Raw genomic sequence first — 19,776 nt, forward strand, 5'->3', positions numbered from 1 at the left:
GTGCCACGATGTCGCGATGCCCCTCGGGACCGCACTCTGGCGTCGCCTGGACGAGCCGCACGGACTGGTGCACGGCACGGTCTCGGAGATGGAGCCGACACCCGACCGGCCGGACGCGGCGTTCCTGCTGGACGGGGCGGCGATCGGGGCGGACTCGGCCGACGACACCGGCCCGATCGGCGAGCAGGCCGCCCCGAAGCCGTGGTCGGCGCGGTTCTCGGTGGTCGTCGACGCCCGCTGGCAGACCCGGGCGTGCTTCCTGGAGGCCCTCGGCGGGGACGGGCTGGACCGGGTCACGCTCACCGCGGATGCACTGGGCCGCTGGACCCTCGACGGCCGGGACTGGCCGGAGCTCGAGGGCTGCCAGGACGTCGACATCTCGGTGACCCCCCTGACCAACACGCTGGTGGTCCGGCGCCTCGACCTCCCGGTCGGCCAGGAGCGCACCGTGGACGTGGCGTGGGTGGACGTGCCCTCGCTCGCCGTCCACCGGGTCGCGCAGACCTACCGTCGCGAGGCCGAGGACCGGTGGATCTACGCCGATCCGCAGTACGGTTCCTTCGCGTTCACCGTCGATTCACGCGGGCTCGTCCGGGAGTACCAGGGCCTCTTCGCCCGCGTCGGCTGAGTAGTCTGGGGCCCCGTCGGGAGCCGGCGAGCTGAGAGGGACGGCGTGCGCAACCGGACGCGGGGCCTGCTGGCGCTCGGCCTGCTCGTCGTCGCCGTGGTGGTGGCGGTGGTGGTCCCGCTGCCGTCGCCGGCCGAACTGCGCGAGTGGGTGCTCGCCGTCGGGCCCGCGGCCCCGCTGATCTTCTTCCTCGTGCACGCGGTCATCACGACGACGCCCATCCCCCGCACGGCCTTCACGCTCGCCGCGGGCCTGATGTTCGGCCCGGTGTGGGGCATCGCCATCGCGGTCGCGGCGTCGATGGTGTCCGCGCTGGTCGGGTTCTGGATCGCCCGGCGGCTGGGCGGCCGGGCCATCGCCCGGCTGGGCCCGGCCCGGGTGCGCGCGCTCGAGGAACGGCTCTGCGAGCGCGAACTGCTGACCGTGACCTCGTCCCGGCTGGTCGGCATCCCGTTCGCCCCCCTGAACTACACGCTCGGGGTGACCAGCGTGCGCTGGCACGCCTACGTCGTCGGGACGCTCGTCGGCCTCGTCCCGGGTACCGCGGCCGTGGTGTTCCTCGGCGACGCGGTGACCGGGGGGATCTCGCCGCAGTCCTTCATCGCGTTCGGCATCTCGGGCACGCTGGGCCTGATCGGGATCCTGATCTCGGCGCGCGGCCGCCGTCGTCGGAACCTTCCCGACGACGGGTCCGCGGCCTGACCCGGCACCCGCCGGGTGGCGGGAGCTAGCTGCCCGGGGCCGGCGCGGGAGCGTTCGTGGGCCGCGGCTCGGTCTCGGAGGTCTGCGGCGCCGGGGTCGGCTGCGGGCCCTCGGGGCCGGTGGCCGGGCGCGGCACGTCCGCCGGGGCCGGCGGGGCGACCGGGCCGGGGGTGATCTGCCCGGGCACGGGCGGCGGACCGGGGGGCGGGAAGCCTTCGGTGGAGAACACGTTCGGGCTGGCCGGCGAGCCCGGCGCGGGCTCGGCGTCGTACACGCACCCCGACAGCACGGCCGCCGAGGCCGCCGCGATGACCAGCAAGGACGCCACCCGTCGGGTCTGCACGCTGTCCCTCTCCTCGATCGTCGATCTCCTGACGGGCCGCACCCTATCGCCTACGCCCGGCGAGGACGCCGCGTGGAGTGATCGACCGGACGGGCTCGGGTGCCACGCCCTCCTCGCGGAGGATGTCGTTCGCGGCCAGGACCCCGGTCAGCGCCGCCCGCTCCATGAGCGCCGAGGGGACGTCGGTGGCCACCCAGTCCCCCGCCAGGCGCAGGCCGCGGGCGTCGGTGACGACCCCGGGCCGGCGCGCGTGGTAGCCGGGGTCGAACCCGGGCGCGTTGGTGTAGAGGTGCGCGTCGACGTCGAGCACCTCCAGGTCGGCGAACTCCGGCCACAGTCCCTCGAGCTCGCGGCGCATCTCGGCGACCAGCTCGTCGCGCGATGCGTCGTGCGGGCACGCGTAGGAGTGCAGCTCGATCACCGAGCCGCCCGTGCGTCGCGCCCAGGCCGCGGACTCCGCCTCGATGCGGTGGAACAGGGTCACCGAGTCGAGGATGCGCTCGCGGGTGACGCCGGTGAAGTCGGCGTGCGCGGCGTCGACGTCGCCGCGGCACCAGAGGCGGGCGACGACGTAGGGCTCACCGCCCGGCAGGTCGGCCACCTGCGCGGCGAGCCGCGGCGCGGTCGTCGCGAAGCCGGGCGAGCGGGCGAACAGCTCGCGGGTGCCGGGGACGTCGGTCGCGACGACGAGGTGCCGCGCGGTCCGCGACGGCCCGCCCTCGACGCCGACCGACCACCCGCCGGGGCCGTTGACGACGACGGTGGCGCGCGCGTCCGTGGTCACCCTGGCGCCGTGCTTGTCCAGCAGCGCCGCGAACGGCTCCCAGAGCGTCGCGGCGTACTGGTCCACCGGCACGTCCATCCCGAGGCCCTCGGGGTTGCCGGTGAAGTAGAAGTGGCACATCGCGAGGAACTCGGCGGCCGAGTAGCGCTGCTCGGTGTTGAAGAACGAGTGCGCGAAGACCTCGAAGAGCATGGCGCGGCCGCGCTCGGAGAAGCCGAAGGCGTCGAGCAGCTCGGCCGTCGTGCGATGGTCGTGCTCGGCGAAGGTGCGCACCGGGTCGTAGCGCAGCATCGCGAGCGCCTCGCGCCCGTCGACCTTGCGCAGGTCGCGCAGCCGGAAGCTCGGCGACTTCCAGACCAGGGCGGCGAGGTTGGCCAGCGGCGTCGTCGGGAGGTCGGTGAAGTCCTCGGACTCCCACTCACGGCTCTCCACCGGATAGCCGCCGACGTCCCGGAGGAACGACAGCTCCGGGTCGATGCGCCGCAGCACGTCGCGCAGCGTGTAGTACTGCCGGAAGAACCCGTGGTAGCCGTGCTCGACGGTGACCTCGGTGCCGTCGGGCAGCGTGCGCGGCCACGTGCCGAGCCGGCCGCCGAGCCGGGGCGCCGCCTCCAGCAGCTCGACCGACATCCCCCGCTCGGCGAGGACGGTCGCGGCCGTCACCCCGGCGAGGCCGCCGCCGACCACCACCACCGGGCCCGAGCCCTCGTCGGGAACCCGCTGGGGCAGGTCCGGGCGGGGAGCGACCACGACGTGCGGAGAGAACACGCCCGCGAGCCTAGGGACCCCGCCGGGGACTCGCCCCCGCTGGCGGATGTGGCGCTCCTCCCCGGGACCGGCCGGCTCGTCGTGGCCTCGTGAGTAGGCGGCCCGTCGTCCGGGCATCTACGGCCAGTCACGCCACGCTGCGAAGGAGCTGAGCACCCAGATGAGCGACGCCGACCGCGAGCGACGGGTCATCGACGACGTCCCGAAGAAGCTGCTGATCGGCGGCCGGGAGCGGGACGCGGCGGAGGGGAAGACCTTCCCGGTCGAGGACCCGTCCACCGGTGAGATCCTGTGCGAGGTCGCCGACGCCTCCCCCGAGGACGGCATGGCCGCCCTCGACGCGGCGGCGAAGAAGCAGGCCGAGTGGGCCGCGACCGCCCCGCGCGAGCGCGGCGAGATCCTGCGCCGCGCCTTCGAGCTGATCACCGAGCAGGCCGACGACATCGCCATGCTGATGACCCTCGAGATGGGCAAGCCGCTCGCCGAGTCGAAGGCCGAGATCACCTACGCCGCCGAGTTCTTCCGCTGGTTCTCCGAGGAGACCGTGCGGATCAACGGCGAGTGGAAGGTCAACGCGACCGGTTCCGGTCGCGTGCTGGTGATGCGTCAGCCGATCGGCCCGTGCCTGCTGATCACGCCGTGGAACTTCCCGCTGGCGATGGGCACGCGCAAGATCGGCCCCGCGATCGCCGCCGGCTGCACGATGGTGATCAAGCCGGCGTCGCTGACCCCGCTGACGATCCTCAAGCTCGCCGACATCCTCGCGCAGGCGGGGCTGCCCGAGGGCGTGCTCAACGTCGTCACGACGAAGTCGACGGGCAAGGTGATGGGCCCGCTGATCGAGGACGGGCGCATCCGCAAGCTCTCGTTCACCGGGTCCACCGAGGTCGGGCAGAAGCTCATCGAGCAGTCCGCGAAGCAGGTGCTCAAGACCTCGATGGAGCTCGGCGGCAACGCGCCCTTCGTCGTGTGCGCGGACGCCGACGTCGACGCGGCGGTCGAGGGCGCGATGCTCGCGAAGATGCGCAACATCGGCGAGGCGTGCACCGCGGCCAACCGCTTCTACGTGCACGCCGACGTCGCCGAGGAGTTCACCAAGAAGCTGGTCGACCGCATGGGGTCGATGACGATCGGCCGCGGCACCGAGGAGGGCGTCGAGGTCGGTCCGCTCGTCGAGGCCGACCAGCGCGACAAGGTCGCCGAGCTCGTCGACGACGCCGTGCAGAAGGGCGCGAAGATCCGCACCGGCGGCGAGATCCCGAACGGGGCGGGCTACTTCTACCCGCCGACCGTCCTCGCCGACGTGCCGACCTCGGCACGTCTGGTCAAGGAGGAGATCTTCGGCCCGGTGGCGCCGATCTTCACCTTCACCGACGACGACGAGGCGATCCGCGCGGCCAACGACACCGAGTTCGGGCTGGTCAGCTACCTCTACACCCGCGACCTGCAGCGGGCGATCCGACTCTCCGAGCGCCTCGAGGCCGGCATGGTCGGTCTGAACCAGGGCATGGTGTCCAACGCCGGCGCCCCGTTCGGCGGGGTGAAGCAGTCCGGGCTCGGCCGGGAGGGCGGCGACGTCGGGATCGACGAGTACCTGGAGATCAAGTACGTCGCGATGAACGTGTAGGTGCGCGTCGCGCCCGTGAGTACTGATCCGTGTCCTGACACGGATCAGTACTCACGGGACCGCAGGTCACCGGGTGGGCCACACGAACACCGCGGTCCGGCCGTCGGCCGACTCGACCCGGACCACCCGGTCGTCCTCGGCGAACACCTGACCGACCGCGATCCGCCGGACGCCGTCGTCGTCGATCTCCACCCAGCCCGGCCCGACCGCTCGCACCAGGAAGTCGACGTCGTCGCGGTCATGCGTGCGGGTGGTCGAGCGCGTCGTGGGCCTCGAGGAGCTGCTCCTCGACGTCGTCGGCCTCGGCTTGCTCGTCGACGTGCCCATGACGAGGGCCATCGACCCGGCGGACCCGGGTTCCGACACCTCCACCGGCGTCCCGGTGACCACGGCCCGACACTCGCCGCCGGAGCACCGCACGTCCGCGCTGCCACCCGAGCCACCCGAGCCGCACGCCCCGAGGACCAGCAGGCTCGCGAGGCCCAGGACCGTGGCCCACCGCCTCCCCGGCGGCGCACCGCGGTGCGGAGCGTGGGGTTGGCCACCGGTGCGGTGACGCTCCGCGATCCCCTTCCCGACGACGACTCGGGTCGACTGGGCTGAACGAGCGGCCATGGCGCGCCTCTTCTCACTCTGAGTATGAACAATGCCCGTATCGTGCCCTGTTCGGCCGCTCCCGCGCCAGATCCAGTCACGCAACGTGTCAAGCACGGAGTGCGAGGATGCGGCGCATGAGCCCCGTCGTCGTGGCCCTCCTGGTGGGGGTGCCGGTGATGGCGGGCGCCACCCTGCAGCGCACCACCGGGCTCGGGCTGGCCCTGGTGGGGGCGCCGTTCCTGGTCGCCGTGCTCGGTCCGCGGGACGGGGTGTCGTTCGGCAACGCGCTGCAGAGCGTGCTGTGCACCCTCGTGCTGGTGCAGACGTGGCGGGACGCCCGGTGGTCGGCCGTCGGCATGCTCCTGCTCGGCGCGGCGGTCGGCGTGCCGACCGGGGCGCTCGTCGCGACGACGCTGCCGGAGGCGCCGTTGCTGGTGGTCGTCGGTGTGCTCGCCCTGCTCGGGGTCGCGCTGTCGGTGGTGCCCGCGGCGGGGGCGGCCCTGCGCGGACCGGTCGGAGCCGTCGGCTCCGGGGTCGCGGCCGGCTTCGTCAACGCCACGGCCGGGGTCGGTGGTCCGTTGATCTCGGCCTACGGCGCCTCGCAGCGCATCGAGCCGCGTGTCTTCGTGCCGACCGCCCAGGCGGTGCTGCTCGCCGTGAACCTCACCGCCCTGCTCGTGAAGGGCATCCCGCACCTCGCCACCACGACCTGGGTCGCCGGCCTCGTCGCGATCACCGCCGGTGTGCTGCTCGGCGCCCCGGTGCAACGACGGCTGGACCCGGTCCTCGGGCGACGGCTGATGCTCGCGGTGGCGGGCGTCGGGGCGGCGGCCACGGTGGTCCGGGGGCTCCTGGAGTTGTAGCGCGGGCGTGACTGTCGGGGGTTCGTACTAGTGTTCGAGTGTGCCACGCGCACAAGAAGGAGGCTCTGATGTAGGCGGAGTCCTGTTTCTTGTGTTGCTCCATCGGAGATGAAGGTTGTGGCCCTTCGGAGTCGACCTACGGGGGAGGCTCCAAACCGCCCACTGCTGCGTTAGCTGAAGACTGTCGTGGTGAGCGATGTGGGAAAAGGCACCGTGTGAGGTGTCAGGTGGGGATCGGGAAGACGCTGCGTCGTAGCCTGTGAAGTGTCGTAATTAGTGTGGATGGCATCAGAACCGGGACGTTCGAACAATCCTGGGATGAGGCTGGCGGGAGCCCGTTTATTGGCCAGTCGGTGCCCGGCATGTAGGCGGCGTGAGCCCGGTCTGCTGCTCCGGTGGGGAACGTGGGAAGGCGTGCACCGATACTGCCATCTCTGCGGTGGCGAGAGGGAGAATCCCGACCGACTGAAACCGGGAGGGACTGAGTACCGATGCGGTGGGCGCCGGCGGACCGACTCGTAGTAGCTGTGAATCTCCTGCTTGACGCGGTGGGAGTGGAGCGAAGGGGTCGGGCCATCTGTGGTTTGTTCGTTCGATCAACCGGAATCTAGCCGGGAGGAATCGCAGTGAGCGAACTGAAGTCCTCGGGCAAGTCGTTCGTCATTTCGAAGTGGGAGGTGCAACAGGCCTGGGAGCAGGTGCGATCCAATAAGGGTGCAGCGGGGGTGGATGGCTGCTCGGTCGAGGAGTTCGAGAAGGATCTGCGGGGAAACCTCTACAAGATCTGGAATCGGATGTCCTCGGGTAGCTATCTACCTTCGCCGGTGCTGGCGGTGGAAATCCCGAAAGCTCACGGCGACGGGACACGGGTCCTGGGTATTCCGACCGTGGCGGACCGGGTGGCGCAAACTGTGGTGGCACGGAGGCTGGAGAAGTCGGTCGAACCGATCTTCCACCCGGACTCCTACGGCTACCGCCCGCGCCGCTCGGCCCTCGATGCGGTCGAGACCTGCAGGAAGCGCTGCTGGAAGACCGACTGGGTGATCGATCTGGACATCCAGAAGTTCTTCGACAGCGTCCCGTGGGACCTCGTCATCAAGGCGGTCGAGGCGCACACCGACCAGCGATGGGTCGTCCTGTATGTCACGCGTTGGCTGCAAGCACCCATTCAGACTCGTGACGGTGACCTCGTCGCTCGCGACCGTGGAACGCCGCAAGGGTCGCCGGTGTCACCGGTGCTCGCGAACATGTTCCTGCACTACGCGTTCGACACGTGGATGGACCGGGCCTTTCCCGGTATCTCCTTCGAGCGCTACGTCGATGACGCGGTCGTGCACTGCACGAGCCGCGAGCAAGCCGAGACAATGGTCGCGGCGATCGGCGAGCGCATGGAACAGGTCGGGTTGCGTCTGCATCCCGACAAGACACGGATCGTTTACTGCCAGGACGGGAACCGGCGTCGCTCCGCGGAGCATACGTCGTTCACGTTCCTGGGGTTCACCTTCCGTCAACGCGAAGCCAAAGGTCGCGGCGGGCGGACCTTCTCTGGGTTCCTTCCCGCGATCAGCAAGGCTGCCCTCACACGGATCAGTGCGCAGGTGCGGTCCTGGCGACTGCACCGGCACATACGCCTGAGTTTCTCCGAACTCGCGCACTGGGTGAATCCGATGGTGCGAGGATGGATGCAGTACTACGGGGCGTTCTACCGCTCCGCGCTGTATGGCCTGTTCGCCCGCATCAACGCCTACCTGGTGCGATGGATCCGCAAGAAATACAAACGACTGCGAGCGCAGAAGGCGGCCGTCCGGTGCTGGCTGGGGATCATCGGAAGGTATCCCCGCCTGTTCGCGCACTGGAAATGGGTCGCCAGCGTTCCTCCGGCCCGATGAACAAGATGGCAAGAGCCCGGTGACAAGAGATTGTCACGCCGGGATCTGTGGGAGCCCGGGGGTGAGATTCCCCCGGGCCACCCGACATCATGACGACGGCGATGGGCTCCGAGGCGGGTGGCGACGGGTTCGTCGTGCCCGCGCAGCCGCTGGTCGCCGGGCCGGAGGGCCTGCCGGGGCAGTGGGTGGACGCGGGCCTGAGCCTGTCCTTCGCGCGGGCGAACACCGCGGCCTGGCAGCTGTGTCGCTGGATGCTGGAGTGCTCCCGCGCCGCCGCGGGCACGAGTGAGCGGGTGGCGTCGCGACCGCGGACGGGCAAGGTCGTGGCCGCCTCGCTGGGCTGGACGGAGAGCTACGCCGCAGCGCAGATCGAGTTCGCCCGCCAGGTCCTCGAGCGGCTCCCCCGGCTGGGAGTGGCCATGCAGGTCGGGCTGCTCGAGGAACGCAAGGCGTCCTCGATCGTCGACCTGGTCGCCGATCTCGACGACGAGCAGGCCCGGGCGGTCGTCGAGGAGGTGCTCGAGCAGGCCCCGCCGCTGGGCTACACCGAGCTGCGGCGGCTGGTGGGTCGGGTCGCGATGGCGGTCGACCCGCAGTGGGCCGAGCGGCGCCGCGCCGCGGCGGTCGCCCGTCGTCGGGTGGCGCTGCGCTCGGCGCCCTCGGGGGCGGTGGAGCTGTGCGGGCTGGACCTGCCCGAGGACCCCGCGCAGGACGCGCACGACCGCATCGTCGCCCTCGCTCATGCCGCGCTCCGACGGCTCAAGCGGGCTAGGATCAGCGTGTCGGTGGGCACCGTGGAATCCGAGGTGATGCTGACCCTCACGGGTCCCGCCGGGGCCGGCATGCACGATCACGACGTGGTCGACCACGTCGTCGCAGCCCTCGGCGGACCGGGACCCGCCGACGACGATCCTTCCCCCGACGACGGCGGCCCCGACGACGGCCCCTCCTCCGACGACGAACCCTCCCCCGACGACGGCGAGCCCCACGACGGCGGCGTCGCGCCAGACGGCAGCGCGCCGGACGGTCCGCACTCCGGGGGCCACCCCGTGGTGGCGTTCCGGCCGCGCACGGTCGTGCGGATGGAGCTGCGCGGGGCACTCGGGTTCGACCGGACCCCCGGGGAGCTGCCCGGGCGCGGGCCGGTGACCCACGACGTGGCCCTGGCGATGGCCTGGGCCCGCACCCACTCCCGCTGGCGGATCCGGCTCTACGACGACCACGACGACCTCGAACACGTCCTGTCGATCCGGCTCCCCTCCACCGGCCCGCCCCCGGCCGGCGGTCGACATCGCGCGCACGTCGTCGAGCTCGCGGGCCACACCACCGACCTGGACGTCCTGGCCGCCGAGTACACCGACGCCCGCGTCCGCTCCGGCGAGGCTCCCGATCCCGGCGTGGACGTCGTCGCCCTGCTGAGCCGCGCCGCCCGTGCCCTCGCCCGCGAACGCGCCCGCCCACCCGACGACCATCCCGCCCGGACCCGGGCCGAGGCCGAGAACCGGTTCCCCTCGACCCGGTTGCGGGACTGGGTGCAGAGCCGCGACCACACCTGCCGCGCTCCCGGCTGCAGCGTCGACGCCGTCGGCACCGACTGCGACCACACCCGCCCCGTCATCGCGGGTGGGCTGACGGTCGCGGACGACCTCGGAGCGCTGTGCCGCCGCGACCATCTGCTCAAACACGACCCCGACACCGGCTGGACGCTGCGCCAACCCCGGCCCGGGCACTTCGAGTGGACCTCACCCACCGGTCGCGTCCACACCCGCGGCCCGCACCGACACCGCCCCCTGCCCGCGCCCGTGCCGCGCACCGGAGCCCACCCCCGGCTCCCCGGGCACCTCCCTCGACCACGACCACCCGGCCGTCCCCGACCGAACCGCCACGGCCACGTGACCGACGCCGCCGCCGACACCGCCTGGCGCCTGCACGTCCGACCCGACCGCACCGCCTACGCCGGCGACGACCCGCCCTTCTGACCGGAGGCGGGCCTCAGCCGCGGCCCACGTCCAGCCCGTGCAGCACGTCCCCGGCGACGGTGTGCTCGCCGAGCCGGTCGGCGGCAGGGCTGTCGTGCAGCACGAGCAGCGCCCCCGGCCCGAGGACGCCGATCGCCTCCGGGTGGTCCTCCCCGTCCCCGGGCTCCAGCTCGCACACCGTCTCCACCTCGTCGGCCGCCACGGCCTCCGGCAGCCCGTGCGCTCCCCCACAGATCCGCAGCACGCGGGCGGGCCGCGAGAGCACCATCGTCGGGCCCGCGAGGACGAGCAGGTCGTCGCCGTCGCGCACGAGGTCGCGCACCCCGAGGCCGCGCAGGTCCAGGAAGTGCTTCCGCACGCCGAGCAGGTCGAGCACGCCGTCGCCCTCGCCGAGCGTCAGCTCCAGGACCACCGCCCAGCCCCGCAGCACCGGCCCGCGCAGCCCGAGCAGGACCCGGTCGTCGGCGATCGCGGCGAGCCCCTCCACGTCGAAGCCGTTGTCCTTGCCCGGGATCCCGAGGAACGGACCGAGGTGGTCGTCGTCCTCCAGCACGGCGAACAGGCCGCGGGCGTCCGTGGGCAACCGGACCCCACCGGCCGTCGGGAGCCCGTCAGCACCGCGGGGCAGCCGCGCGAGCAGCCGCCGCGGCTCCTCGGCCGAGACCTTGCGCAGCCGCTTGGCGACCTTCTCCGGCGCCGTCCCGGCCTTGACCTTCTTCCGCTTCGCCGAGTGCGAGCCGGTGACCCAGACGTGGCCGTCGGTGACGTCGATGCCCTCGACGTCCACCTCCTCGTCGGGCCCGCCGGGCAGGTCGACGAGGTCGGCGAGGGCCAGCTCGACCGGGTCGCCCCAGTCCTCCTCGGAATGCCGCGCCAGGCCGAGCAGCGCCGCGCCCTCGTCGGGGGCCAGCAGCATCCGGTCCCCACGTACCGACAGCCCCGAGAGCGAGAGACCGTAGGTGTGCGTGTGCTCGGCGAGGTGCAGGACGGCCCGCGTGGTCATACGGACATCCTGGCCTCGCGCAGGTACGGCGTGAACTCCTCGCCGAGCGTCTCCGCGGCGAGCGCCATCGCCTGCTCGACGCCGAGGTCGTACACCCCGTACGCCCCGTCGCCCGCCGCGGTGGTGAACCACAGCGTCACCAGCCCCGCCCGGCGCTGGAACGGCGTGCGGGTCAGCGTCCAGGTCAGGATGCCGTCGCGCCGCAGGGCGACCGTGCGCCGCCCCGGCGCCCCGTGCCGCGTCACCACGTACCGCCCGACGAGGCCGTGCCCGAGGTTGCGGTACGCCATCCGCCCGAACCACGTCCCCGCCGCGATCCCGACGACCGCCAGGACGACCGCCGGGATCCACAGCCCGGTGCGGCCGAGCAGCGACAGCAGCGCGACCACGACCGCCGGGACGAGGCACACCGCCGTCGCCCACCGGATGCGTCGGGTCCGCGCCGCGGGCGGGTGGGCGCGCAGCGCGACCTGGGTCGTGGGCGCCGCCGGCTCGCGGAGCACCTCGGCGACGACACGGTCCGCCACGGCGGTCGGCGCGACCGGGAGCAGGCCCCGCGGGTCCGCGCGCTGCTCCTGCCCGCTCGACAGGCCCGTCGCCACCGCGTCCACCCGGGCCGCCCCGACCAGGCGCACCGCGGCCGGCTCGATCACCGCGACCCCGCGCAGCCGGTCCTCCTCGAGCGTCGTCGACCGCCGGGTCAGCAGCCCCCGCCGCACGTGCAGCGCCCCGGTGCGTGGCTCCCGCGTCAGCCGGTAGCCCCACCACGACTCGACGAACACCGCCACCGACGCCACAGTCCCGACGACCGCGACGACCCCCAGCCCGAGGACCAGCGACACCACGGCCCCGAGCGCCAGGGCGACCCGGGCCGCGTCGTCGATGACCACCCGCTGCAGCCCGAACCAGTCCGAGCCCTGCAGCAGCGCGCCGAACGCGGCGATCCCGAGCGCGGGGGTCAGCGCCGACAGCGGCGCGAACCGGATCCAGCCCGGATCGAGGACGGCGAGGGTCTCGTCCCGCGGCGCGGCCGCAGCCGTCCCGGGGTCGGAGGCGACGGGTCGTTCCAGCAGGTCGCGCCGCAGGCCCTCGGCGTCGGGACGGCGCAGGGCCCGCAGCTCGAGCGGCCGGTCGGTCGCCGACGCCTTCTGGCCGGTCCCGATCCGCACCGTCGCGAGCCCGAGCACCCGCAGCACCGGGTCTGCGGTCACCTCGACGCTGCGCACCCGCTCCCGCGCGAGTCCCTTGCGGGCCCGCACGACGATCCCGCTGTGCACCTCGACCCGCTCGGGGCCCACCCGGAACCGGGTGCGTGCGAGCCGGACGTACTCCACGATCGCGGCCGCCCCGACGATGAGCACGACCCCGGAGCCGACCAGCCCCACGGTGAACGGGAACGTCTCCCGCCCGCGTTGCCCGAGCAGCACGGGCACGCCCGCGGCGAGGCACGCGCCGAGGGCGAGGACCGTCGAGGCGAGCACGGTGCGCGCGTCCAGCCGGCGCCACCCGTCGTCGGGAGGGGTCACGTCGCGTCCCCCGGCACCGCCTGCGTGGCCCGGGTGAGCGTCTCGGCGATCTCCGCCGCCCGCGCGTGGTCCAGGCCCACGACGTGCACCGCGCCCTTGGCCGACGCGGTGGTCACGACGAGCGTGGCCAGTCCGAGCGCCTGCTGCAGCGGACCCCGGGTGGTGTCGACGGTCTGGATCCGCGACAGCGGCGCCGCCCGCCACTCCTGCCACACGAACCCGGCACGGGTGTAGACGGCGTCGTCGGTCAGCTCCCAGCGGTGGATCCGGTACCAGTACGCCGGGAACACCAGCGCGACCACGAGCCCGAGCACCACCGCGAGTCCCGCGAGCGGCAGGAACCAGCTGATCGCCGGGATGAGCCACCCCAGCACCGCGAGCACGACCGCGAGCAGCACCGGCCAGGCGAGCCCGTGCACCCGCCACCACAGCCGCACGCGGGGGTCGAGCGACTCACGCGGCGGGCGGAGCGGGACGTCGGTGCCGGACATGATCGCCACCCTGGGGCAGAAGCGGACGATCCGCCACGGTCGATCGGCCGATGCGGCCCGGTCGGAGGTCGGTTCAGGCCACCGCGCGGATCCGGCGCACCACCTCGTCGGCGCCGAGCACGCGGGTCACCTCGTAGAGGTCGGGGCTGCGCTGCGCGCCCGTGACGAGCACCCGGATCACGTTCGCGGCGTCGCGCAGCAGGCCCGGGTAGGCGTCCGGGTCCTTCTTGTACGTCTTCGGGTTCGGCGCGAAGCCGTGCCGCTCGGCGAGGTCGCGGATCTGCTGGAACCAGGTGGGCTGGTCGCCCTCGTGGACGTAGCGGGTCGCGAGGTCCTCGGCCAGGCGCGCCACGAGCCCCGCGTCGAGGCCGTTGAAGCGCTCGTCGGCGGGGTCGGTGACGTCGGTGAACAGCTCGGGGAAGAAGAACCCGTAGGCGTCCCGGAACCCCGACCAGCACGAGAGGTCCTTGCGGGGGTTCTCCACCCCGACCCGCTCGACGTCGATCGCCGCCAGCGCCAGCTTCTCGTTCTCCTCCAGCACCTCGACCAGGGCGGAGTCGTACTCCTGCGCCCAACCGCGCACGCCCGCGAGGACGTCGCCGGCGGGCAGGGTCGCGATGTGGTCCGCGCAGATGTCGGCGAGCTTGACCATGTCCACCAGCGGGCCCGCCGCCTGGAACCGGTCGAGCTGCAGCGGCGTCGCCAGCGCCTCGGCCAGCGGCACCTCGGCCAGCGGCGAGTTCGCGAGGCCGCGCAGGTAGTAGAGCACCGCGTCGGTCGGGTAGCCGGCCTGCAGGTAGAAGTCGACCGAGGCCTCGTCGTCCTTGCGCTTGGAGAGCTTGCGGCGCGAGCTGCCCTCCTGCTTCATCAACGGCGCGAGGTGGGCGTACTCGACCTGCTCGAAGCCCAGCGCGGCGAACAGCTGCAGGTGCGTCGGCACCGAGGACAGCCACTCGTCGCCGCGCACCACCAGCGAGGTCCGCATCAGGTGGTCGTCGACGACGTGCGCGAAGTGGTAGGTCGGCAGCCGCGGCTCGCTCGCGGAGGTCTTCAGGACGACGACGTCGTTGTGGTTGTCCTCGGCCTCGACCCGGCCGCGCAGCCGGTCGGTGAACGCGACCCGCTCCCCCACCTTGCCCTCGGACCGGAAGCGCACCACGTACGGGTCGCCGGCCTCCAGCCGACGGGTCACCTCGGCCTCGTCGGCGTCGCGCCACGGCGCCCAACGGCCGTAGTAGCCGGTCGGCAGCTTCAGCTTCTTCTGGGCATCGGAGATCTCGGCGAGCTCCTCCTTCGTCGCGAAGTCCGGGTAGGCGAGCCCGCGCCGCATGAGCTCGCGGACGAAGCTGAGGTAGATTTCCGAGCGCTGCGACTGCCGGTACGGGCCGTAGGGGCCCTCGTCCTCGTGACCGGACAGGGGGCCCTCGTCGGGACGCAGGCCGAAGGCGTCGAACGCACGCGCGAACTGCACGTCGGCGCCGGCGACCTCGCGGGCCTGGTCGGTGTCCTCGATGCGCAGGAAGTACGTGCCGCCGGTCGAGTGCGCGAGGTCGCGCGACACCATCGCGGTGTAGATGCCGCCGATGTGGACGAACCCGGTCGGGCTCGGACCGAAGCGGGTGACGAAGGCGCCCGGCGGCACGTCGCGCGGCGGGTACCGCTGCTCCCACTCCTCGGTCTCGGGCAGGTCGGCCGGGAAGAGGGAGTCGACGGTCGCGCGATCGAGCATGGTCACCAGGCTAGTCGGCCGCTACATCCCGACGACGGGTCCGGCCCGCAGCGAGTCCGGTACGGCCACCGGCCCGCCGGGGGTGTCGACGAGCACGGCGTCGCCCGTCGTCCCCGGCGCGGACCGCAGCGGACGCGCGTCGGCCCCGCGCAGCTCCCACGAGCCCTCCGCCGAGGCACACAGGACCACGGGGACACCCCCGACGAGGGCCGGGGACGCGCTGCCGGGCACCGGGCAGGGCGGGGTCGCGACGAGGGACCCGCCCGCGGGTTCGACCACGGCCACCGGCGCTGCCCCACCGGCGGCGGAGCCGGTCCGGACGACGACGATGCCGACGCCGTCCTCCCGGAGCACCTCGTCCGGACCGACCACCGCCACCGGCCGGCCGTCGCGCACGTCGAGGACCACGGCGCCGTCGTCCGACGCGACGAAGCGCCCGCCGCCGGAGACGGGCAGGGCGGCGACGTCGCCCACCCGGTCGTCGGGCAGCGGGCGCGGCGGGGTGGACCACACCGGCCGCCCGGTGCCCTCGGCCAGCCCGACGACGGCCCGGAGTCGTTGCGGGCCGCCGAGCGGGCCGGGGCAGTCCTGCACGACCGGCAGCACCCCGACGGTCCCGGCCGCCCCCACCGGCGCGAAGGCACAGCGTGGGACGGGACCGGACCGCCACACCGGCGTCCCCGAGTCGAGGGCCCACGCCTCGAGGTGCCCGTCGGGCGCGAGGACCGCCACGACCCCGCCGACGACCCGCAGCGTCGTCCCGGCGACGAGGGTCGACCACCGCTCCCGGCCGGACGCGGCGTCGAGCACCGTGAGGACCCGGGCCTCGTCGGGACGGCCCCCGTCGCGGAACCGGGCGAGGACGGCCACCGTCCGCCCGTCCGGCGCCGCCACAATCCGGTCCGCGCTCGTGCCCGTGCGGGCGTACGCCCAGGCCGCGTGCCCGGTCGCGGTGTCCACGCCGACGAGCGCGGTGGCGGAGGAACGACCGTCGGGTGCGGTCGCGAGCACGAGGCCCGGCCCGGCGACGAGCGCGTCCCGCACCTCGCCGGCCGCCAGCCGCCACCGGACGTCGGGCCCGACCTCGGGCGCCGGTAGCTCCGGCACGGACACCGGCCAGGTCCCGACCACGGGTGCGACCAGCGCCGCCGCGCCCGCCGACGCCAGCAGGAGGACGGTCCCGACGACGACCCCGGCGCGGGCGCGCAGCCACCGCAGGGTCGGCGCGACGAGGACGACGACCGCCCCGGCGACGAGCACCACGGGTCCCGGGCCCGGCCACCCCGACGCCACCGCGGCGGCGCCGGTCGCCCCCGCCCCGAGCACTCCCACCGCAACGACCGTCGCCGCCGGCCGTCCCCGGCCCCGCTTCCAGGTGAGGGCCACGGCGACGCCGAGCACGGCCACGGTGACCACGGCGAGCGTGGACGGTAGGTCCGGTTCTTCCCGGTCCGCGACCACGGCCGCGGTTCCGACCAGGGCGCCGAGCAGCCCCAGCACGAGCAGGACCCGGCTCACCCGACACCGACCACGGTCGCCGGGTCGGTGCGGGTGGTGGTGAGCACGAGCGCTCCCGGCGCCGGGACGACGACGTAGGCGGAGCGCCGGTAGAGCAGGCCCTCCCGGAGCGAGTCGTCGTCGACCAGGGCCGGTGGTCCGAGGTCGACGGGCAGCACCGGCCCCGCGTCGACCCGCAGCCCGAAGCCCGAGCCGAGCCCGCAGAGCCGCAGCGTCGTCGCCTCGGTGACCGCCAGCGCGCCCTCGCGGGTCGAGCACTCCCCCGGCGCCTCGGACGGCAGCGGCACGATCGCGCCGGTCCGGGCCTCGAACGTCCCCGTCGGCTCGCCGTCGCTCAGCGCGAGCGCCCGCACCGGGCCGGGTCGCGTGGCGCCGAGGTCGAACCGGCCGAGCCCGGGAACCGGCCGGCTCGCACCGCCGGCGGCGTCGACGACCCGCGCCGGGTTGCCACCCACCAGCACACCCGACCCGTCCGGCAGCGCCGTCACGTCCGGCTCCGCGGTGACGACCTCGCCGTCGGGCGTGACGAGCGGGCCACCGGGGACGCTCCAGCGGACGGAGCCGTCGCGGTCGTCGAGGCCGGTGAGCACGCGGTCGGGGCCGCAGTCGACGGGCGTCACGCCGACGTCCCGGGTCGCGAGCGTCCAGCGTCCTGGCGGTCCGAGCGTCGGCGACCACCGGCCCTCCAGCGCACAGCCGGGCGGCGGGGTCCAGGTCCACGCCTGCGCGCCGTCGGCGAGCCGGTGCGCGACGAGGCGGTAGGTGGTCGGCTCCCGGCGGGAGGCCGAGGACGACGGCGGGGCCGGCAGGGGCTCGAGCACGGTGAGGACCCGGTCGGTGAGGTGCAGGACGCCGCGGCGGGTCGGGACGACGACGGTGAACCGCGTGGCTCCCGAGGCGGCGTCGAGCACCGTGACCAGGGCACCCCGGCCCGGCAGCACGTGGCTCACGACGAGGGTGTCTCCGCCCGGGGACGGCACGACGGCGTCCGTCCGCTGCCGCCCGTGGCCGAAGCTCCAACGTGGCGTGCCGGTCGTGCCGTCCAGCGCGACGACCTCGTCGCCCGGGCCGTCGTCCTCGTCGTCGTCGAACGGGACGTCGGTGCGCGGGCCCCCGGTGCCGCGCACGACGGCGACCCCGCCGCGCACGGGCACGACGTCGGCGACCGGCCCGCCCGCCGACCAGGACCAGCGCACGGCGGCGGGCCGCGTGACCACCGCCGCGTCGGTGACGGGCGCGTCGGTGGTGGTGCCGCGGGGCAGGTCGACCACGGACCCGGCGACGACCGCCGCCGCGACGACGGTCGCCCCGACCGCCACGCTCCCGACCCGGTGCCGCCCTCGTGACACGCGACCGGCCCGCGCCACCGCGCCCCCGACGACCGCCGCGACCCCGACCAGCAGGACGCCGGCCGCCGGGCCGGGCAGCCCGTCGACCACGGCCCGCACGAGCAGGACCGCCGTCACGGCGCCGGCGACCACCGCGCCGACCGCCCCGGCCCGGCGCGCCGACGCCGCGTCGGCGGTGGCGAGCAGGCCGGCGGCGACGAGCACGAGCAGGCTCGCGACCGGCAGGGCGCCGTCGGTGATCTCCCGCGCCCAGCCCCACCAGCCCGTCCGGTCGAGCACCGTCCCCACAAGGAGGAGTCCGACCCCCACGACCACCGCTGCCGAGCGCACGGGCGCAGTCTCCCGACCCGTCGTCGGGAACGGGACGGGTGGGACTACTCAGGACGACCTAGTGGGCTGCCGTGCCCCCGTTCGTCGTCGCGTCGCCGGTGGCCCCCTGCGTGGCGATGGCCTCGGCCTTCGCGACGGCCGCGGCGATCTCCGGGTCGGTGCGGGTGTCGAACCAGTCGGCGACGTCCTCGTCGTGGTCGCCCGCACGCTTCGCCGCGGTCTCGTCGTCGACCGGTGAGGGCTGGAAGCGGAACACCCCGTCCTCGCCGGGGGCGCCGAGCATGCGGGTGAAGCCCTCGAGGGCCTTGCCGAAGTCGCTCGGCACCACCCACATCTTGTTCGCGTCGCCCTGCGCCATCTGCGGCAGCGTCTGCAGGTACTGGTAGGCGAGCAGCTCCGGCGTCGGCTTGCCGGCCTTGATCGCGGCGAACACCTTCTCGATCGCCTTGGCCTGGCCCTGCGCCTGGTAGAACCGCGCCGCACGCTCACCCTGCGCGCGCAGCATCCGCGACTGCCGGTCGGCCTCCGCCTCGAGGATCGCGGACTGCTTGGCGCCCTCGGCGTTGAGGATCGCGGCCTGCTTGTTGCCCTGCGCCTCGGTCACGGACGCCTCGCGGTGCCCCTCGGCGGTGAGGATCATGGCGCGCTTCTCCCGGTCGGCGCGCATCTGCTTCTCCATGGAGTCCTGGATCGACGGCGGCGGGTCGATCGCCTTGAGCTCCACGCGGACCACGCGCAGGCCCCACGGGCCGGTGGCGTCGTCGAGGGCCCGACGCAGCCCGGTGTTGATCGTCTCCCGGGAGGTCAGGGCCTCCTCCAGGCTCATCCCGCCGACGACGTCGCGCAGCGTCGTCGTGGTCAGCTGCTGGACGCCGTTGATGTAGTCGCTGATCTCGTAGACGGCGTTGCGGGGCTCGGTGACCTGGTAGTAGACGACGGTGTCGATCGACACCGTCAGGTTGTCGCGGGTGATCACCGGCTGCGGCGGGAACGAGACGACCTGCTCCCACAGGGCCACGCGCTCGCGGATGCGGTCGATGAACGGCACCAGGAACGTCAGGCCGGGTTCGGCGGTGCGCTGGTAGCGGCCGAGGCGCTCGATGACGGCGGCCTCGGCCTGGCGGACGACGGTCACGCTCTTGGCGACCGTGGTGATCACGAGGATCACCACGAGCACCAGGAACACGGGCAGGACGGTTCCCATCCCTAGCTCCTTCCGTGCGGGGTGACGACGGCCGTCGCCCCGGAGATCTCGACGACGACGACCGCGGTCCCGGCCGCGAGCTCGTCGTCGTGCAGGGCGCGGGCGGACCACAGCGCCCCGCGCAGGCGGACGGTCCCGGCGTCGGCGGTGATCGGTTCGACCACCTCGCCCTCGGCGCCGAGCAGCGCCCGGGTGCCGGTGTTCACCGGGTCGTGCACGCGGAGACGCCGGTTCACCTGCGGGCGGACGAGCAGCACCAGCAGGCCCGCGAGCACCGCGAAGACCGCGACGTCCGGGCCGAGGGGCACCCCGAGCGCTGAGGCACCGGCCGCCCCGAGGGCGGCGGCGCCGAGCATGACCAGCACGAGTTCGCCGGACAGCACTTCGGCGACGACGAGCAACACTCCCGCGATCGCCCAGATGAGCGGGATCACAGCTCCAGTGTG

At 73.8% G+C, this 19,776-nt stretch carries 17 protein-coding genes; 6 read left to right on the forward strand and 11 right to left on the reverse strand.

The features are described from left to right. Positions 1-16: 16 nt before the first annotated feature. Both ACQPYX_RS17850 and ACQPYX_RS17855 read left to right on the forward strand, forming a co-directional pair. Positions 17-628, forward strand: coding sequence for a putative glycolipid-binding domain-containing protein (locus tag ACQPYX_RS17850; RefSeq protein ID WP_433798649.1), 612 nt, complete (start codon positions 17-19; stop codon positions 626-628). Positions 629-673: 45 nt separating this feature from the next. After that, a complete protein-coding gene (locus ACQPYX_RS17855; RefSeq protein WP_433798650.1) occupies positions 674-1,330 on the forward strand; it encodes a TVP38/TMEM64 family protein in 657 nt (218 codons plus the stop codon). Between the two features lie 25 nt (positions 1,331-1,355). On the opposite strand, the gene ACQPYX_RS17860 is transcribed toward ACQPYX_RS17855, so the two are convergent. Then, a complete protein-coding gene (locus ACQPYX_RS17860; RefSeq protein WP_433798651.1) occupies positions 1,356-1,673 on the reverse strand; it encodes a hypothetical protein in 318 nt (105 codons plus the stop codon). Between the two features lie 43 nt (positions 1,674-1,716). After that, on the reverse strand, positions 1,717-3,225 hold the full coding sequence (locus ACQPYX_RS17865; RefSeq protein ID WP_433798652.1) for an FAD-dependent oxidoreductase: 1,509 nt from the start codon (positions 3,223-3,225) through the stop codon (positions 1,717-1,719). Positions 3,226-3,385: 160 nt separating this feature from the next. Here ACQPYX_RS17865 and ACQPYX_RS17870 point away from each other — a divergent pair, with 160 nt between their 5' ends. Next, complete coding sequence (locus ACQPYX_RS17870) at positions 3,386-4,852, forward strand: NAD-dependent succinate-semialdehyde dehydrogenase (RefSeq protein ID WP_433798653.1); 1,467 nt, start codon at positions 3,386-3,388, stop codon at positions 4,850-4,852. A gap of 66 nt (positions 4,853-4,918) precedes the next feature. On the opposite strand, the gene ACQPYX_RS17875 is transcribed toward ACQPYX_RS17870, so the two are convergent. Then, on the reverse strand, positions 4,919-5,467 hold the full coding sequence (locus ACQPYX_RS17875) for a hypothetical protein (RefSeq protein ID WP_433798654.1): 549 nt from the start codon (positions 5,465-5,467) through the stop codon (positions 4,919-4,921). 116 nt (positions 5,468-5,583) lie between these two features. Between ACQPYX_RS17875 and ACQPYX_RS17880 the strand changes: the two genes are divergently transcribed. The 3 genes from ACQPYX_RS17880 to ACQPYX_RS17890 all read left to right on the forward strand — a co-directional run bounded on the left by ACQPYX_RS17880 (position 5,584) and on the right by ACQPYX_RS17890 (position 10,180). Next, complete coding sequence (locus ACQPYX_RS17880) at positions 5,584-6,312, forward strand: TSUP family transporter (protein WP_433798655.1); 729 nt, start codon at positions 5,584-5,586, stop codon at positions 6,310-6,312. Between the two features lie 626 nt (positions 6,313-6,938). Then, the gene (ltrA, locus tag ACQPYX_RS17885) at positions 6,939-8,201 is read left to right on the forward strand and encodes a group II intron reverse transcriptase/maturase (RefSeq protein WP_433798656.1); all 1,263 of its coding nucleotides are present in this window, start codon (positions 6,939-6,941) and stop codon (positions 8,199-8,201) included. 89 nt (positions 8,202-8,290) lie between these two features. Then, complete coding sequence (locus ACQPYX_RS17890) at positions 8,291-10,180, forward strand: DUF222 domain-containing protein (protein ID WP_433798657.1); 1,890 nt, start codon at positions 8,291-8,293, stop codon at positions 10,178-10,180. A gap of 13 nt (positions 10,181-10,193) precedes the next feature. Here the strand turns inward: ACQPYX_RS17890 and ACQPYX_RS17895 are convergent, their stop codons facing one another. From ACQPYX_RS17895 to ACQPYX_RS17930, 8 genes are all read right to left on the reverse strand, one after another. Then, positions 10,194-11,183 (reverse strand): DUF3616 domain-containing protein, encoded by a 990-nt coding sequence (locus ACQPYX_RS17895; protein WP_433798658.1) that lies wholly within the window; start codon positions 11,181-11,183, stop codon positions 10,194-10,196. Continuing rightward, complete coding sequence (locus ACQPYX_RS17900; RefSeq protein WP_433798659.1) at positions 11,180-12,709, reverse strand: PH domain-containing protein; 1,530 nt, start codon at positions 12,707-12,709, stop codon at positions 11,180-11,182. The genes ACQPYX_RS17895 and ACQPYX_RS17900 overlap by 4 nt, the downstream gene beginning before the upstream one ends. Further along, complete coding sequence (locus tag ACQPYX_RS17905; RefSeq protein ID WP_433798660.1) at positions 12,706-13,200, reverse strand: PH domain-containing protein; 495 nt, start codon at positions 13,198-13,200, stop codon at positions 12,706-12,708. Before ACQPYX_RS17905 ends, ACQPYX_RS17900 begins: the two co-directional genes overlap by 4 nt. A gap of 73 nt (positions 13,201-13,273) precedes the next feature. Further along, positions 13,274-14,929: a glutamate--tRNA ligase gene (locus ACQPYX_RS17910; protein WP_433798661.1), complete on the reverse strand. Its 1,656-nt coding sequence runs from the start codon at positions 14,927-14,929 to the stop codon at positions 13,274-13,276. 21 nt (positions 14,930-14,950) lie between these two features. Then, positions 14,951-16,447, reverse strand: a complete 1,497-nt coding sequence (locus ACQPYX_RS17915) for a PQQ-binding-like beta-propeller repeat protein (RefSeq protein WP_433798662.1) — start codon at positions 16,445-16,447, stop codon at positions 14,951-14,953. Further along, positions 16,444-18,126: a hypothetical protein gene (locus tag ACQPYX_RS17920; protein ID WP_433798663.1), complete on the reverse strand. Its 1,683-nt coding sequence runs from the start codon at positions 18,124-18,126 to the stop codon at positions 16,444-16,446. Before ACQPYX_RS17920 ends, ACQPYX_RS17915 begins: the two co-directional genes overlap by 4 nt. 58 nt (positions 18,127-18,184) lie before the next feature. Continuing rightward, entirely contained in the window at positions 18,185-19,330 is a 1,146-nt protein-coding gene (locus ACQPYX_RS17925) for an SPFH domain-containing protein (protein ID WP_433798664.1), read from the reverse strand. 2 nt (positions 19,331-19,332) lie between these two features. Beyond that, positions 19,333-19,764, reverse strand: coding sequence for an NfeD family protein (locus tag ACQPYX_RS17930; protein WP_433798665.1), 432 nt, complete (start codon positions 19,762-19,764; stop codon positions 19,333-19,335). Positions 19,765-19,776: the final 12 nt, after the last annotated feature.

The sequence above is a fragment of the Actinomycetospora sp. CA-084318 genome, assembly GCF_050955885.1.
GTDB lineage: Bacteria > Actinomycetota > Actinomycetes > Mycobacteriales > Pseudonocardiaceae > Actinomycetospora.